12 protein-coding genes are annotated in these 14,506 nt (G+C 61.8%); 2 read left to right on the top strand and 10 right to left on the bottom strand.

The annotated features are described in order from the left end of the window. Positions 1-54: 54 nt before the first annotated feature. On the top strand, positions 55-474 hold the full coding sequence (locus tag HHL24_RS29345; RefSeq protein ID WP_329606758.1) for a type VI secretion system tube protein Hcp: 420 nt from the start codon (positions 55-57) through the stop codon (positions 472-474). Positions 475-534: 60 nt separating this feature from the next. Here HHL24_RS29345 and HHL24_RS29340 read toward each other — a convergent pair whose 3' ends face one another. The 10 genes from HHL24_RS29340 to HHL24_RS29295 all read right to left on the bottom strand — a co-directional run bounded on the left by HHL24_RS29340 (position 535) and on the right by HHL24_RS29295 (position 13,059). Next, positions 535-1,392 (bottom strand): glycine betaine ABC transporter substrate-binding protein, encoded by an 858-nt coding sequence (locus HHL24_RS29340; protein WP_169488841.1) that lies wholly within the window; start codon positions 1,390-1,392, stop codon positions 535-537. A 143-nt stretch (positions 1,393-1,535) separates the two neighbouring features. Further along, entirely contained in the window at positions 1,536-2,795 is a 1,260-nt protein-coding gene (locus tag HHL24_RS29335) for a hybrid-cluster NAD(P)-dependent oxidoreductase (protein ID WP_169488840.1), read from the bottom strand. Positions 2,796-2,828: 33 nt separating this feature from the next. Further along, a complete protein-coding gene (locus HHL24_RS29330; RefSeq protein WP_169488839.1) occupies positions 2,829-4,139 on the bottom strand; it encodes an aromatic ring-hydroxylating oxygenase subunit alpha in 1,311 nt (436 codons plus the stop codon). 73 nt (positions 4,140-4,212) lie between these two features. Then, complete coding sequence (locus HHL24_RS29325) at positions 4,213-5,004, bottom strand: electron transfer flavoprotein subunit beta/FixA family protein (protein WP_169488838.1); 792 nt, start codon at positions 5,002-5,004, stop codon at positions 4,213-4,215. Further along, entirely contained in the window at positions 5,001-6,179 is a 1,179-nt protein-coding gene (locus HHL24_RS29320; protein WP_169488837.1) for an electron transfer flavoprotein subunit alpha/FixB family protein, read from the bottom strand. The genes HHL24_RS29325 and HHL24_RS29320 overlap by 4 nt, the downstream gene beginning before the upstream one ends. Before the next feature lie 4 nt (positions 6,180-6,183). Next, on the bottom strand, positions 6,184-8,097 hold the full coding sequence (locus tag HHL24_RS29315) for a (Fe-S)-binding protein (RefSeq protein WP_169488836.1): 1,914 nt from the start codon (positions 8,095-8,097) through the stop codon (positions 6,184-6,186). 2 nt (positions 8,098-8,099) lie between these two features. Continuing rightward, positions 8,100-10,163, bottom strand: coding sequence for an NADH:flavin oxidoreductase (locus HHL24_RS29310; protein WP_169488835.1), 2,064 nt, complete (start codon positions 10,161-10,163; stop codon positions 8,100-8,102). 50 nt (positions 10,164-10,213) lie between these two features. Then, positions 10,214-10,750 carry a DUF5943 domain-containing protein gene (locus HHL24_RS29305; RefSeq protein WP_169488834.1) on the bottom strand — a complete coding sequence of 179 codons (537 nt, stop codon included), beginning with the start codon at positions 10,748-10,750 and terminating at the stop codon, positions 10,214-10,216. A 44-nt stretch (positions 10,751-10,794) separates the two neighbouring features. Next, the gene (locus tag HHL24_RS29300; protein ID WP_169488833.1) at positions 10,795-11,766 is read right to left on the bottom strand and encodes a dipeptidase; all 972 of its coding nucleotides are present in this window, start codon (positions 11,764-11,766) and stop codon (positions 10,795-10,797) included. Between the two features lie 18 nt (positions 11,767-11,784). After that, entirely contained in the window at positions 11,785-13,059 is a 1,275-nt protein-coding gene (locus HHL24_RS29295) for a serine hydroxymethyltransferase (protein ID WP_169488832.1), read from the bottom strand. Positions 13,060-13,491: 432 nt separating this feature from the next. Here HHL24_RS29295 and HHL24_RS29290 point away from each other — a divergent pair, with 432 nt between their 5' ends. Beyond that, a complete protein-coding gene (locus HHL24_RS29290) occupies positions 13,492-14,490 on the top strand; it encodes a GlxA family transcriptional regulator (RefSeq protein WP_169488831.1) in 999 nt (332 codons plus the stop codon). Positions 14,491-14,506 lie beyond the last annotated feature (16 nt).

Genomic DNA, 14,506 nt, shown 5'->3' with positions numbered 1-14,506 from the left:
GCCGCTGGAAACGTTGATGCCGCAACTGCAACAAAGTTGGACATTTTGCGCCTAATGCTCACCTATATTGCCATTTTCAATACGGGGTTGGATATGGCAATTCCCTTGTATCTTTGGTTGAAGGATGAAGGCGGCGCGGATATCGTCGGGTCAAGCAATGTAGGCGGTCGAATCGGAAGTATCGAAGTCCTAAGTCTTCCACACGGCATACATACACCAGTTGACAGCTTCTCCGGGCGTTTGATGGGCACACGTTCGCACCGTCCCTTAACGATTGAGAAGGAGATTGACAAATCTAGCCCGATTTCGTTTAGCAATTCGGCGGCGGTCATGGGCGCGGGTCCGCCTTCGGCAAGCGTGACGATCAACGCAAGCACACCGGCCATGCGTTCATCTTCCGCTTCGAGGTGGCGCGCCTTGTGCTCTGAAAAAAGCGTCAGACGGGTCCGGATAACAGGGTTCATGGCTGCATGAACCGACCTCTAAAAGTTGCCGCTGAGAAAAAGCGGCAACTCGCCCACGCGAAGCAGGAAATTATTTCACCCAGCTATCCACACGGTCCCCATGCGCGCTGATCCACGCATCGGCAGCGGCCGTCGGCTTCTCACCGTTTTGTGTCGCCAGCATCACGCTGTCGATCTCGCCCGGCTTCCATTGAAACTTCTTGAGGAACGCCACCACCGGTGGTGCCTTCGTCTCCAGTTCAGGATTCACGACGCTATCCACGTGCTCCGCTTCGCCGAATACCTTCTTGGGATCGTCGAGGAATTTGAGTTTGTACTTCGCGAACATCCAGTGTGGCTTCCAGCCAGTCACGATGATCGGCTTGCTCGCCGCTTCCGAACGCGCCAGTTCCGCGGTCATCGCACTGCCCGAGCTCGGCATCAACGTATAGTCGAGCCCGTACGCCTTGATCGCTTCGCTGGTTTTCTGCATCACGCCCGCGCCGGCATCGATACCGACAATACGCGAGCCGAATTCCGTCTTCTTCGCTTCGAGATCGCCGACGCTCTTCACGTCAGCGCTATCCGGCACGATCAGGCCAATCTTCGCATCGTTGAAGTTGGGCCCCAGATCGACGACCTTATCCTTGAAGTTGTTCCAGTACGCGCCATGCGTGACTGGCAGCCACGCTGAGAGCGTCGCGTCGAGGTCGCCGCGCGCCACACCTTGCCACATCACACCGGCCGCGACCGGCACGAGTTGCACCTGATAGCCCAAACGCTTTTCAATCACACGCGCAGCGACGTTGGAGGTCGCGACACTGTCGTCCCAACCTTCCACATAGCCGATCTTGATGGTCGGCTTGGTATCGGCCGACACACTCACGCTGCTTGCCGCCAGCGCCGCACTCAACGCGCTCAACACAAAAATCTGTTTGATCAGTCTCATCGTCGTTCTCCCGTTAGCCGTCCAAACTACCCATTGAGCATTTAGAATCGCCAGCCAGAATTGCCGGGTAGCGTTGTTTTACGACATCCAGTTGTCCGCAGGCGACTTCGACTTCGACTGCGAGTCCTGGTCTCGTTCTTGTCTTACTTATCGACGACGAGATCGCTCAGCGGCTTGCTGCAGCACAGCAGCACCATGCCCTGATCGATTTCACGCTGACGAATTCCGCCAGCGTGTTTCATAGCGACTTCGCCGGACACCAGCTTCACCTTGCAGGTGCCGCACATGCCCTGTGTGCAGGAGGCCGGGAGCCGCACGCCGGCCTTTTTCGCCGCGTCGAGTACATGCTGGCCGCTATCGCATTCGATCTCGCGATTGCTTTTGGCGAAGCTCACCTTGAACGTCGTTTCCGTCTCGAGCGGCACCTGCGCGGGCGTGAACCCAGCCGCCTGTTCACGCATTTCGACAAAGCTCTCCGCAGCGGTTGTCGGTGCTTGCAACGCGTCGGCGACATGCGAGGTTGTCAATTGCGCGGCGACCTCGCTGATCGTCTCGAACGAGAAGCTTTCCTCGTGGTAATGGCTGCGATCGAAGCCGCCTTCGGCCAGCAAATTTCGGACTGCCTGCATGTACGGCGCAGGGCCGCAGGTGAAAATCTCGCGATCCAGAAAATCCGGCGCGATGAGTTTAAGCAAGGGCAAGGTCAGAAAGCCGGTGACGCCAGGCCAATTGGTGCGCGCGCCAAGCCGTTCACAGACGAACGCTGTGCGGAAATTGGCCTGATTCGACGCAATCAGATCGAGCTCGCGCGCGAAGATGATGTCGTCCGGCGTGCGGGCGCTGTGCACGAATACGATGTCGCTATCCTCGCCGAGTTCATGATGCGCGCGGCTCATCGACATCAGCGGCGTAACCCCCGAACCTGCCGACAAGAACAGAAACTTACGCGCCGGATGCCGAGCGCAGGTGAACTCGCCGGACGGCCCCAGCACACGAACCTGCGTACCCGCGTGCAAATTGTCGTGCAGCCAGTTCGACACCTTGCCACCCGGCACGCGCTTCACGGTGATGGAAATGGTGTGCGGACGCGTGGGCGGCGATGAGATCGTATAGCAGCGATTCACCGCCTCGCCGTCGATCTCCAGCTCCAGCGTAATGAACTGCCCCGGCTCGAACACGAACGCCCGCTCCGAAGGCGCGCGAAAGAAAAAGCTCTTTACGTCGTGAGTTTCCTGACGAACCTGGCAGCACACCAGCGTGTCGTCGGTGTCGCTGTTCCAGCGCGCCGGCAGCGTCTCCCAGAACCGCGGTTGCGTCACCCGGCTTGAAGTCTCACCGCTTGACGTCTCGCGGTTTGGAGCCGGCTCGGGGCTGAGCTGAAGCGTCGCCTGATCGCGCATCATGATTTTCTCCCGCTCCTGGTTGCGGTATCGCGCTCAGCGCATGAAAGACACGACTTTTTCGCCGTGCGAAACCGGCGCATCGCCGGCATCATGGGTTTGGGGCGCATTGCTGTACTCCGCAATACGGCCGATGTACCACTCGCAGAACTTCTCGACGAGGCCTTCGGTGAACGGCGAATACGGCCCCGGCTCGTAGGCGCTGCTGGTTGCGCCGCGTTGCGAATACTCCACAAGCGCGCGGTCCTGATCATTGGTGGCCCGCCACACGGCCGTGAGATTGTTCACGTCGTAATCGATGCCTTCGCGTGCATCCTTGTGGACGAGCCACTTGGTGCGCACCAGCGTTTTGCCTGCCGACAGCGGAATCACCGAAAAGCTGACGATGTGATCGCTCATGAAGTGATGCCACGAATTCGGCTGCGTCCAGAACGAGAGGCCACCGAGATCGGCCTGCTCGAAACCGCCGAGCAGTTTCTTCGAGGCCACCTTCGCGTCCATGGTCTGCGATTCGCCGTCGCGATCGAGCGGCAAGCGCTGCGTACGGAAACCCGTGACGAGATCGGCCAGCCGGTCGATTTCCGCCGACGGCAGGTTCATCGCCTCCCATTGCGCGGTACGGCGCGCCACGGTCTCTTCGAATGCGGCCATGCCTTCTTCGTTGGCGGGCGTGCGTTGATAGCCAAAACCGTATTCGTAAAGCGAAATCGTCAGCTCAGGATGGTTCGCGACGCAGTGGTAGCACTCGCGATTGTTCTCCATCGTGAGCTTCCAGTTGCCCTCTTCGATAATGTCGATCGACGCCGCGACCTTGCAGCCGGCGAGATCGTGCGGCAACAAATACGGTTCCATCGCGGCGCGCAGCACGGCAAAGTCGGCTGGCGGTTCGTCCGCGAGACAGATGAAGATCAGGCCGGCGAGATTCTGGAGGTGTACCGCTTTCAGACTGTGCTTGCAGCGGTCGAACTGGTCGCCCATATGTTCGGCAAACATCAAGTCGCCGTTCAGGTTGTAAGTCCAGCTGTGATACGGGCAGACGATATTGCCGAGCGAACCTTTGTCCGTATTGCACAAACGCGCGCCACGATGGCGGCAAACGTTATGGAATGCCCGCACCTGCATGTCGTCGTCGCGTACGATCAGAATCGAATCGTTGCCGATTTCCACTGTGATGTAGTCGCCCGGCTCCGGCACATCCGGTTCCACCGCGACCTGAATCCAGTGCTTGCGGAAAATCGCCTCCATGTCGAGCGCGAAAATAGCCTCGCTCGTATAGAACGGCGCTTCCAGCGTGTGATTCCTTTTGCGGCGTTCGATCATTGCGCGAACGTCTGCCGAAACTTTCATTGTGTGCTCCGTTGCATGTCACGTCTGGCGCCGCGCCAGGCCCTCCTGGTCGCATGCTGGCCCGAACCGGAAATCAGTAATCCACAAGTTGATGCTCGCGCAAATACGCGAGGATCACTTGTGCTTTTTCGACGGAACTCCCTTCAATTACGACGCTGCCGCCGCGGCTTTCGGTCGTCGTCGCCGAGAGCATGCGGGCATGGCCCGAGCGCTTCTCGGCGGCGGCGAAGCGCACCGGTTTGGCGCTCGCGGGGCGTGTCGTCCAGGCAAGGTCGTCGGGGTTGGCCGTGCCCGGGCTCGCGGGCGTTGCTGTCGCGATCGGACGGATCGTGCCTTCGCGCAGCCTTGCATAGGCGTAGCTCGGCGCCGTGTTGGCCATCGGATGCACCGCGATCAAAGCCGGCAACTGCACTTCGACGCGGCGGCGCAGGCCCTTCGGCATGAATTGCCGGACTTCGGCGCAGCCGTCGCGAAGCGTCAGATCGACGGCTGCGCCGACGAGCGGCATGTCCAGCGCATTGGCGACGCGATACGGCAGCATGCCGCTATCGAATGCGCCTTCGGCGCGGGTGCCGGTCAATACAAGGTCGTAACCGCGCAGACGGGTGGCGAGCGGTGCTATCGCGTCGCCTTGCCATTCAGGCGATTCAGGCACTTCCAGCACCTCGACAGTGCGCGCGCCGAGCGCGAGATATTCCTTCAGCGCCGGATTTGACGGATCGCCCGCGTGCAACACGTCGAGCGTCGCGCCGTGCGTTTTTGCGAGGGAGAGCGCTATCGTCAGCGCGGCGGCGTCGTTACGGCTGTAGCGCGCGGTGCCGCTGACCGGGTGCCGGCCCACGGAAACCAGTACGGCGATCTTCATGCAAGCGCTCCTTCTGCAACAGCCGTTGAATTCAATAGCGCAGCACCGGTGCCGCGTGCCGTGCGCGCAGCCGCCGCGGCTTCGTTCAACGCCGCGATGGTCTCCTGCGCATCGGCGATAACCGTCAGATTCGCGCGTTTGGCGATCGGCGCGCTGGCGTCGAGATTCACGGCGATCACGTGCCGGCAATCCTTGATGCCCTGCAGATGCTGAACCGCGCCGGAAATGCCGAACGCGATATAGACACTGGCTTCCACAGTCTTACCGGTGGCGCCGATCTGCTTGTCGCGGGTGAACTTGCCGTCGTCCACGGCCACGCGGCTTGCGCCGATCGCGGCGCCTAACGTGGCTGCCAGACGCTCGAACGCTGGGACATCGCTGACGCCATTGCCTGCCGAAACGATGAAATCCGCCTCTTCGAGCGCGAGTTGGGCGGCGTCGATTTCCTCGACACCAAGATCGCGCACGATGCTTTTTGACGAAGCCGGTTCGCCATCGAAACGCCACACCACTCGCTCACCCGCGCCGACAAACGGCAACTTCGGATCGACCGCATTCGCTGCAAGCAACACGACCTCGGGCAATGCACGCACGGCGAACGCCGTATTCGTCTGGATATATGCCGCGACATGGGCCGCGTCGATCTCGACGACATGCGTCGCGACGCTCGCATTCGCGGCGGCCGCATAACCGCGGCCGAGGTCGCCGTCGCCGGTGGCGTTGTCGGGCAGGAAAATGTGCGCCGGCGCATAGGCCGCGACGCACGCGGCCAGCGCGTTCAATTCGTCAAGCGGCGCGAAAACGCGGCGGTCGAACATCGGCAACTCGATCAGCTTGTCGGCACCGAGCGCGGCAGCGTCGCCGGTGAACTCGCCGAATACGAGCAGTACGACTTCAGTTGTCGCGTCCGCGATTAGCGCGGCGGCGGCCAAGGTCTGGCGCGCGTGGTCATCCAGTGCGCCGCGGTCTGCGTGAGCGGCCACCAGCAGCACACGCTGCGGCGTGGCCGTCGTGCGGCGCGGTTTCGCGTGCTCGCGATGCGCCGACCCCGTCGAGCCGTGCGCCGCGAATTCCATCGAGCCGGCGACACCCGTCATGCCGAGCGTAATCCGCTTGAGCCCGTCGGCCGTGATCGTGAATGGCCGGCGCGGATCGATTCGTTTGAGATTGTTCATCGCGTTACTCCAGCGCCGCAGCAACCAGTTCGGCGACGTCCAGCACTTCCGGACGCGGGCCGACCACGCCTTCGAGCATCGCCGTGCAATTCGGGCAACCCACCGCAACGATCTCCGCGTTTATCGCGCGGGCGTCGTCGATGCGGATATCGGGAATACGCCGTTTGCCGGGGATATCGGTCAACGGTGCACCGCCGCCGCCTCCGCAGCAACGTCCGCGCATACCGTTGCGTTCCATTTCGACCACCTTGATACCGATGGTTTTCAGCAAACGGCGCGGCGCTTCCGTTTCCCCGTTATAGCGGCCCAGATAGCACGGATCGTGATACGTGATCTTGCGGTCCGCGAACGCGGTGACCGCCTTCGGCGACAGCTTGCCGCTCGATACCAGTTCTTCGATCAGTGCCGTATGGTGCTGCACCTCGTAGAAACCGCCGAGTGCGCGATATTCGTTGCGCAGGCTGTGCAGCACGTGCGGATCGGCGGTGACGATCTTGCGAAACGAGTACTGCGAGAGCGTGCCGATCAGTTTGGTTGCGAGTTGCTGGAAGGTCGCTTCGTCGCCGAGACGTCGTGCCGTATCGCCGGTATCGGTTTCGACGCCGCCGAGCACCGCGTAGTCGATCCCCGCCCGATTCAGCACCTTGATCAGCGCGCGCAGCGTGCGCTGATAGCGCATGTCGAACGCGCCTTCGCCGGCGATCAACAGCACGTCCACCAGGCGTCCCGGTTGCGCGACCTGCACTTGCAGATCGACCGCCCAGTCGTAACGCGCGCCGATGTCATAACCGTTCGAACTGCCGGTCTCACGCAGATTCGCGAGCGTAATCGGACCTTTGCCGGGTACGCTGCCTTCGACCAAGGTCTGGTTCCGGCGCATATCCACGATCGCGTCGACGTGCTCGATCAACATCGGGCATTCCTGCACGCAAGCGCGGCAAGTGGTGCATGACCACAGCGTGTCCGCTTCGATCAGGCTCGACACGAGCGGCTTGCCCGGCGCGCCGCCGTGTTTGCCGATGGGAATGCCAGGCGTCGGGCTGCCCGCATAAGCCTCGTCCGTGCCACCCACCATGCCCGTGACAAGATCCTGAATCAGCTTCTTCGGATTGAGTGGCTGCCCGGCGGCAAACGCGGGGCACGCTGCTTCGCACTTGCCGCACTGCACGCAGGCATCGAAGCTCAACAACTGGTTCCAGCGAAACTCGACCGGTTTGCCGACGCCGTATTCCTTCGCGTCGAGCAGCGGCGCCTTCAGCGCGGTCGGCGGCACGACGTCGTTGTCGTTGCGCTCGGCAAAGCGCTCCTGACGCGGATGAAACGCGAGGTGCAGCAGACCGGCGAGCGCATGCTTCATCGGACCACCGCGAGCCGCACCGAACGTCATCGTGAACGCGCCCACCGCGATCAGCAGGGCGACGATGATGGCCAGCGCACCCGACATCGCCGCAGCCGGCAGCGCGATGAACAGCGCCAAACCGAGCGCAAACGAACCAAGCAATAGCGGCAGATGATCCCAGGGTCCACGCGAGAGCCGTGCCGGCACCGCCTTCGCACCATGCCGCCGACGCCAGACGAACACCGCGCCGACCAGCATCACCAGCGCTGCCAGAAAGATCAGCTTGTCGAGCCACGGCGAGTAGATTGCGAGACCGTAGTTGACGAACACCAGCGCCATCGCAAGGATCGCACCGCCCGCCGTCGCCACGTGCGTCTTCGCGATGTACGGGTCACGCGCAACCACATGGTGCAGGTCGACAAAATAGCGCTTCGGGATCGCCAGCAGGTTGGTCCAGCCATACGCGCCGGCCGCCGTGGCGCGGCCTTCGCGCCAGTAAGCAGCGCGTTTGGCGAGCGCGAACGCGAGACCAGCCACCGACAACCACAGCAGGACGGTGATGACAAACACGGGGCTCATCGTCAGAAATCCTTGCAAAGGCGCAGCGCGTCGTAGATCGCGCCGTGAATGTTGTGCATGGAAATACAGTCGCCGACGCGAAACAGCAGGAAGCGACCGTTACCGAGTTCTTCGCTGAGCGACGGTTGCGGCTCGGACGCGAAGAGCTTGTGCACGTCGATCTGTCCGCGATTCACCGACTCGGGCTTGAGCGTCCAGTAAAGCTGGTCGTTCGGCGTGCTGCCGTTCTCGATCACCACCTGATCGACCGCGCGTTCTTCCTGCTCTTCTGTGTACTCGTTGCGGATCACGGCGATCTTCTTGCCGTCTTCCTCGTACACCTTGTCGAGCCAGTAGTTCGGCGTGTGAATCACGCCTTGTGCGTAGAGGCGGCGGTAGAAGATCGGGAACGTAGTGCCGCCTACATCGTCGGCGACCTTCACGTCAGGCGTCACGATCTCGACGTTCGAACCGCGGCTCGACATGAAATCCGCGACGCCCGCGCCGGCGTGCGTGCTGACGCCGTCATACACCAGCACGTTCTTGCCCGGCTCGACTTTGCCCGACAGCACATCCCATGAACTGACCGCGAGCCCTTCTTCGACGCCCCACGCCGCGACTTGCGACGTGAACGACGAACCGCCCGTGGCCAGCACGACGATGTCCGGCTTCTCGGCCATGATGGTTTTTTCGTCGGCAGCAACGCCAAGACGGCGGTCGACGCCGAGGCGCTTCGTTTCCATATCGAACCAGCGCACGATGCCCGCCATCTGCTCGCGCTGCGGCGCTTTCGCGGCCAGCATGATCTGACCGCCGACGTAGTCGTTCTTCTCGAACAGCACCACGTCATGGCCGCGGGACTTCGCCACGCGCGCCGCTTCCAGTCCTGCGGGACCTGCGCCGACCACGACCACCTTCCGCTTCGGGCCGCGTGTTTTCGCGATCACGTGCGGCATGGTTTCTTCACGCGACGTCGCGGCGTTCTGCACGCACAGCACGTCCAGCCCGTTGTACTGGCGGTCGATGCAATAGTTCGCGCCGACGCATTGCTTGATCTCATCCTCGCGGCCGTCGCGGATCTTGATGACCATATGCGGATCGGCGATCTGCGCACGCGTCATGCCGACCAGATCGACCATGCCACTCGCGAGCAAGCGCTCGGCCTGGCCCGCATCGCGAATGCTTTGCGCATGCATCACCGGGAGCTTCACCACCGACTTGATACCCGCCGCGAGATGCACGAACGGTTCGGGCGGCAGCGCCATCGGCGGCATGCAGTTCGCCAAGGTGTTGTGCGTATCCGCGCCGGAACCGATCACGCCGAGGTAATCGATCAGGCCGGTTTCGCTCATCGCCTGGGCGATCTCTTTCAGCTGTTCGTGATCGAGACCGTCTTCATGGAATTCATCGCCACACATGCGCAGACCGATACAGAAGTCCGCGCCCACCGCTTCGCGCACGGCCTTCAACACTTCCGTACCGAAACGCAGACGGTTTTCGAGCGAGCCGCCCCATTCGTCGGTACGGAAATTCGTGCGCGGGCTCCAGAACTGATCGATCAGATGCTGGTGAGCCGCCGAAATCTCGATGCCGTCCATGCCGGCATCCTTCACGCGCTTCGCCGCCGCGGCAAAGTCCGAGATGATGCGGCGAATCTCTTCCACTTCAATGATCTTCGCGTTGCCGCGGTGCACCGGTTCACGCACGCCCGACGGCGACATCAGATGCGGCCAGTGCTCACCATGAAACGCCGAGCGCCGGCCCATGTGCGTGGCCTGAATCATGATCTTCGCACCGTGCCGATGCATCGCTTCGGCGAGCCGCGCGAGCGGATCGATGATCTTGTCGGTCGAGAGATTCACCGACTTCCACCAGCCTTGCGGGCTGTCGATCGACACCGGGCTCGAGCCGCCGCACACGGCGAGGCCGACGCCGCCCTTGGCCTTCTCTTCGTAGTAACGGATATAACGGCCGCCGGGCAGACCACCCGGCTCCGCATACACCTCCGCGTGCGCGGTGCTGACGATGCGGTTACGCAAGGTCAACTGGTTCAGCGTGAGAGGCTTGAAAAGGTTCGGGTAACGCATCGCGATCGACCTCGGAATGAATAGGCTGTGTGCGGCTGTGTGCGTTGTCGTTACGACGCGAGCGGCGATACTTCGAACACGCAATGATCGTGGCCTTCAGCCGCGCATCGCGCTTCCTTCGAATGGGACGGCGGACCCTTGCGCTGGGCATCCGGCGCGGTGTCGTTGACCCAGTCCATCGCGCCCGCGAACCAGCCGGCGAACATGTAGCAAAGCTTGCCTTCCTTGCCCGGTTGCGCGAGCACGAACGACGAGTGGTGCAATTCAATGCGGGCGTGCGAGCTGGACGGATCGGCTTCCGTGATCGTGAAGATGCCCCAACCGCGTTGCGACAGGCGGTTCAGGTAGTGTTCGAACACCGCCATGCCGGCAATGCCGTGCTGTTTCGCTTCCTTGTCGCACCAGAAATAAGCGGACTTGTAGCCGGCCTTGTAGAGAATCTCGGCATACGTGTCGATGCCGAGCGCTTCTTCGACGGCGGTGTGATTGTTCGTGAAAAAGTGACGCGGCACGTACAGCATCGGCAGCGCGTCGGTCGTCCAGACGCCGGTGTTCGGATCGACATCGATAGGCAGTTGGGGTTGCATGTGGAGACTCCGTTTTTATAGGTTCAGGTTTGGTGAATGGAGAATCAGACCTTCCATACTTCGCCGAACACCCGTACCCAGTTTTCACCCATGATCTTCTTGATGCGGGTTTCGCTCCAACCGGCGCGTTCCATCGCGGCCGTCAGGTTCGGAAACTCGCCGATCGTGCGAATGCCTTCCGGATTCACCACCTTGCCGAAGTTCGTCAGTTGGCGATAACGACCCTTGTCGTGCGTGATCCAGTCGAAGAACTCGGTGCTATAGCCTTGCGTGAAGTCCGTGCCGATGCCGACCTGATCTTCACCGATCAGGTTCACCACGTATTCGATGGCTTCGATATAGTCGTCGACGGTCGCGTCCGGGCCGCGCTTCAGGAACGGCGCGAACATCGTCACGCCGACGAAACCGCCTGCATCGGCGATCTCTTTCAATTGCTCATCGCTCTTGTTGCGCGGATGCTCTTTCAGCCCCGACGGGCAGCAATGCGAGTAGCACACCGGCTTGTTGGACGCCGCGATCGCTTCCGACGACGTCTTGCCGCCCACGTGCGAGAGATCGACCATGATGCCGACGCGGTTCATCTCCTGAATCACTTCGCGGCCATAGCCCGACAGCCCGCCGTCGCGTTCATAGCAGCCCGTGCCGACCAGGTTCTGCGTGTTGTAGCAAAGCTGGACCACGTTCACGCCGAGGTCCTTGAAGGCCTCGATATAGCCAAGGTTGTCTTCGAACGCATGCGCGTTCTGGAAACCGAAAATGATGCCGGTCTTGTTCTCTTTCTTCGCGCGCAAGATGTCGTCGGTGGTGCGCACGAGCGTCAGGATTTCACCGTATTCGCGGATCTGCTGCTTCATCTCGGCGATGTTGTCGACGGTCTTCTGGAAGCTTTCCCAGACCGATACCGTGCAGTTCACCGCGGTCACGCCGCCACGGCGCATGTCTTCGAACACAGAGCGCTCGAACTTCGAAATGTTCAGACCGTCGATGATGATGCTGTTGTCGTGCAGAGTGTTCATCGTTTGCTCCAGGCGTGCTTAGTAGATGGGAAAGCGTTCGCACAGCGCGAAAATCTCGCGGCGCACGCGTTGTTCGGTGGCGGCATGGCCTTCCGGATGATCGCGCAGCGCATCGAGCACCTCGACGATCAGCCGTCCGACCTCGCGGAATTCGCTCACGCCGAAGCCGCGCGTCGTGCCCGCCGGCGTGCCGAGGCGAACGCCGGAGGTGACCGTCGGCTTCTCGGTGTCGAAAGGAATGCCGTTCTTATTGCAGGTGATGCCGGCGCGTTCCAGCGCCTGCTCGACCTGATTACCTTTGAGGCCCTTCGGACGAAGATCGACCAGCAGCAGATGGTTGTCCGTGCCGCCCGTCACCAGATCGACGCCCCCTGCCTTCAGTACTTCGCCCAGTGCCTGCGCGTTGGCCAGCACGTTGTCGATGTAGGTCATGAAGCCCGGTTGCAGCGCCTCGCCGAACGCCACCGCCTTGCCGGCGATCACATGCATCAGCGGGCCGCCCTGCAAGCCGGGAAACACAGCCGAGTTGATCTTCTTGGCGATGTCTTCGTCATTCGTCAGCACAAAGCCGCCGCGCGGACCGCGCAGCGTCTTGTGCGTGGTGGACGTCACCACGTGCGCATGCTCGACCGGATTCTGATGGCGGCCTGCGGCGATGATGCCGGCGATGTGCGCCATATCCACCATCAGCTTCGCGCCCACGCCATCGGCGATCGCGCGCAGCCGTGCGAAGTCCAGCGCGCGCGGATAAGCCGAGAAGCCGGCGATTAGCAGCGCCGGCTTGTGCTGCTGCGCGAGTTCCTCGATCTGCTCGTAATCGATCAGCATCGTGTCGCGATTCACGCCGTATTGGACCGCGTTGAACCACTTACCCGACATCGCCGGCTTGGCGCCATGGGTCAGGTGGCCGCCCGCGTCGAGCGACATGCCCAGCACCGTGTCGCCCGGCTTCACGAGTGCGAGCATCACCGCGCCGTTGGCCTGGGCGCCGGAATGCGGCTGCACGTTGGCGAATTTCGCGTTGAACAGCTGCTTGATCCGATCGAGTGCCAGCGTTTCGATCACGTCGGCGTATTCGCAACCACCGTAATAGCGCTTGCCCGGATACCCTTCCGCATACTTGTTGGTCAGCACCGAGCCCTGCGCTTCGAGCACCGCGCGCGACACGATGTTTTCCGACGCGATCAATTCGACTTGCGACTGCTGGCGCTCCAGCTCTTTCAAAATGGCGCCGCGCACCGCCGCGTCACGCGTGGCGAGCGATTCTTCGAAGAAAGGATTCGGGTTCGACATGGAAGGTCCGTGGGGTGGTTGGCGGAAGGCCGGGAGCGGCTTTGGGGTGGGCTTCGAAGCCCCGCTGCTACCGGTCTGCATTGCGTCTATTCTTGACTCTCGCCCCGCGCGCCAATTTACGAATTCAGACGCGTTCTTTGCCTTTTCCGCCATGGGCGACCTTTTTCGACAAGTCGCGATGACAGGTTGCGAACGATCGTTAGCTGTTCGCGCTCATGCTGCACTGCAGCTGACCGCTGTGCGCAGTTCAGGTGCGTGTGCGCACACGCGCGGCGCCGTTCTGGTGCCGTTTGTTTAGCGATCCAGCTTTTATTGATGGGCAAGTGAGGGTTTAGCCTGATGGCACGTTAGTTGCGCTCGTCCTCAAAATTGCACGAGTCGCCGCTCCCCACGGCAAAGCGACATTACAGATTCGAAGGATTCATTTCCCCCATGTCCACCGATCGCACGGCGTCGCTGTCGCATTTCGCATTCATGCCGGTTCCGAACTTCACGATGATCGCGTTCACCAACGCGATCGAAGTCCTCCGCATGGCGAACTACCTGACAGGACAAACGCTTTACCGCTGGTCGATCGTGAGCCCCGAAGGCGGGCCAGTGACGGCGAGCAACGGTCTCTCGGTCGATACCGGGCCCGTTGAATGTGTCGGCCAGCCAGATATCGTGTTCGTGGTCGGCGGCATCGACGTGCAGCGCGCCACGACTCCCGAACATCTCGTCGCCCTGCGCCGCTTCGCCCGTTTGGGCAGCGTGCTCGGCAGCCTGTGCACGGGCACCTATGCGCTGGCGCGCGCCGGCTTGCTGGCCGGTTACGCGTGCGCAATTCACTGGGAGAACATGTCGGCGCTCAAAGAAGAGTTTCCCGACACGCGCTTTCTGAAAGAACTGTTCGTGATCGATCGCGATCGCGTCACATGCACGGGCGGCGTCGCGCCGCTCGATATGATGCTCAACCTGATCGCGCCGCGTGTCGGCACGGCACGGGTTACGCAAATCGCCGAGCAGTTCATCGTCGAACATGTGCGCGATACGAGCGCACAACAGAAAATGCCGCTGGTGGCGCGGCTCGGGTCGGCCAACAAGTCGCTCTTCGAAGTGATCTCGCTGATGGAGAACAACATCGAAGAGCCGCTTTCACGCGAAGAGCTCGCGCGGCTCGCCGGCATGTCGCAACGGCAATTGCAGCGCCTGTTCCGCGAGCATCTGGGGATGACACCCACGCATTACTATCTGACGCTGCGCTTGCGGCGCGCCCGCGAGTTGCTGCTGCAGACCGACATGTCGATCATGCATATCACCATGGCGTGCGGCTTCCAGTCGGCTTGCCACTTCTCGAAGAGCTATCGCGACGCGTTCGGCACCGCGCCGACGCGCGAGAGGCGCAAGCAGGCGCCGTCGCTGGCTTCTGTCACGCCTGTGATGGCGGCTTGAGTCGATTGCCTCACTG

It is taken from the genome of Paraburkholderia polaris (assembly GCF_012927345.1).
GTDB classification, from domain to species: domain Bacteria; phylum Pseudomonadota; class Gammaproteobacteria; order Burkholderiales; family Burkholderiaceae; genus Paraburkholderia; species Paraburkholderia polaris.
This window is presented reverse-complemented; position numbering and strand designations above follow the sequence as displayed.

Excerpts from the sequence above, each read along its gene's own strand:
- HHL24_RS29325 (WP_169488838.1), bottom strand. The coding sequence starts at position 5,004 with ATGAAGATCGCCGTACTGGTTTCCGTGGGCCGGCACCCGGTCAGCGGC.
- HHL24_RS29330 (WP_169488839.1), bottom strand. The coding sequence starts at position 4,139 with ATGAAAGTTTCGGCAGACGTTCGCGCAATGATCGAACGCCGCAAAAGG.
- HHL24_RS29290 (WP_169488831.1), top strand. The coding sequence starts at position 13,492 with ATGTCCACCGATCGCACGGCGTCGCTGTCGCATTTCGCATTCATGCCG.
- HHL24_RS29315 (WP_169488836.1), bottom strand. The coding sequence starts at position 8,097 with ATGAGCCCCGTGTTTGTCATCACCGTCCTGCTGTGGTTGTCGGTGGCT.
- HHL24_RS29295 (WP_169488832.1), bottom strand. The coding sequence starts at position 13,059 with ATGTCGAACCCGAATCCTTTCTTCGAAGAATCGCTCGCCACGCGTGAC.
- HHL24_RS29335 (WP_169488840.1), bottom strand. The coding sequence starts at position 2,795 with ATGATGCGCGATCAGGCGACGCTTCAGCTCAGCCCCGAGCCGGCTCCA.
- HHL24_RS29310 (WP_169488835.1), bottom strand. The coding sequence starts at position 10,163 with ATGCGTTACCCGAACCTTTTCAAGCCTCTCACGCTGAACCAGTTGACC.
- HHL24_RS29320 (WP_169488837.1), bottom strand. The coding sequence starts at position 6,179 with ATGAACAATCTCAAACGAATCGATCCGCGCCGGCCATTCACGATCACG.
- HHL24_RS29305 (WP_169488834.1), bottom strand. The coding sequence starts at position 10,750 with ATGCAACCCCAACTGCCTATCGATGTCGATCCGAACACCGGCGTCTGG.
- HHL24_RS29345 (WP_329606758.1), top strand. The coding sequence starts at position 55 with ATGCTCACCTATATTGCCATTTTCAATACGGGGTTGGATATGGCAATT.
- HHL24_RS29300 (WP_169488833.1), bottom strand. The coding sequence starts at position 11,766 with ATGAACACTCTGCACGACAACAGCATCATCATCGACGGTCTGAACATT.
- HHL24_RS29340 (WP_169488841.1), bottom strand. The coding sequence starts at position 1,392 with ATGAGACTGATCAAACAGATTTTTGTGTTGAGCGCGTTGAGTGCGGCG.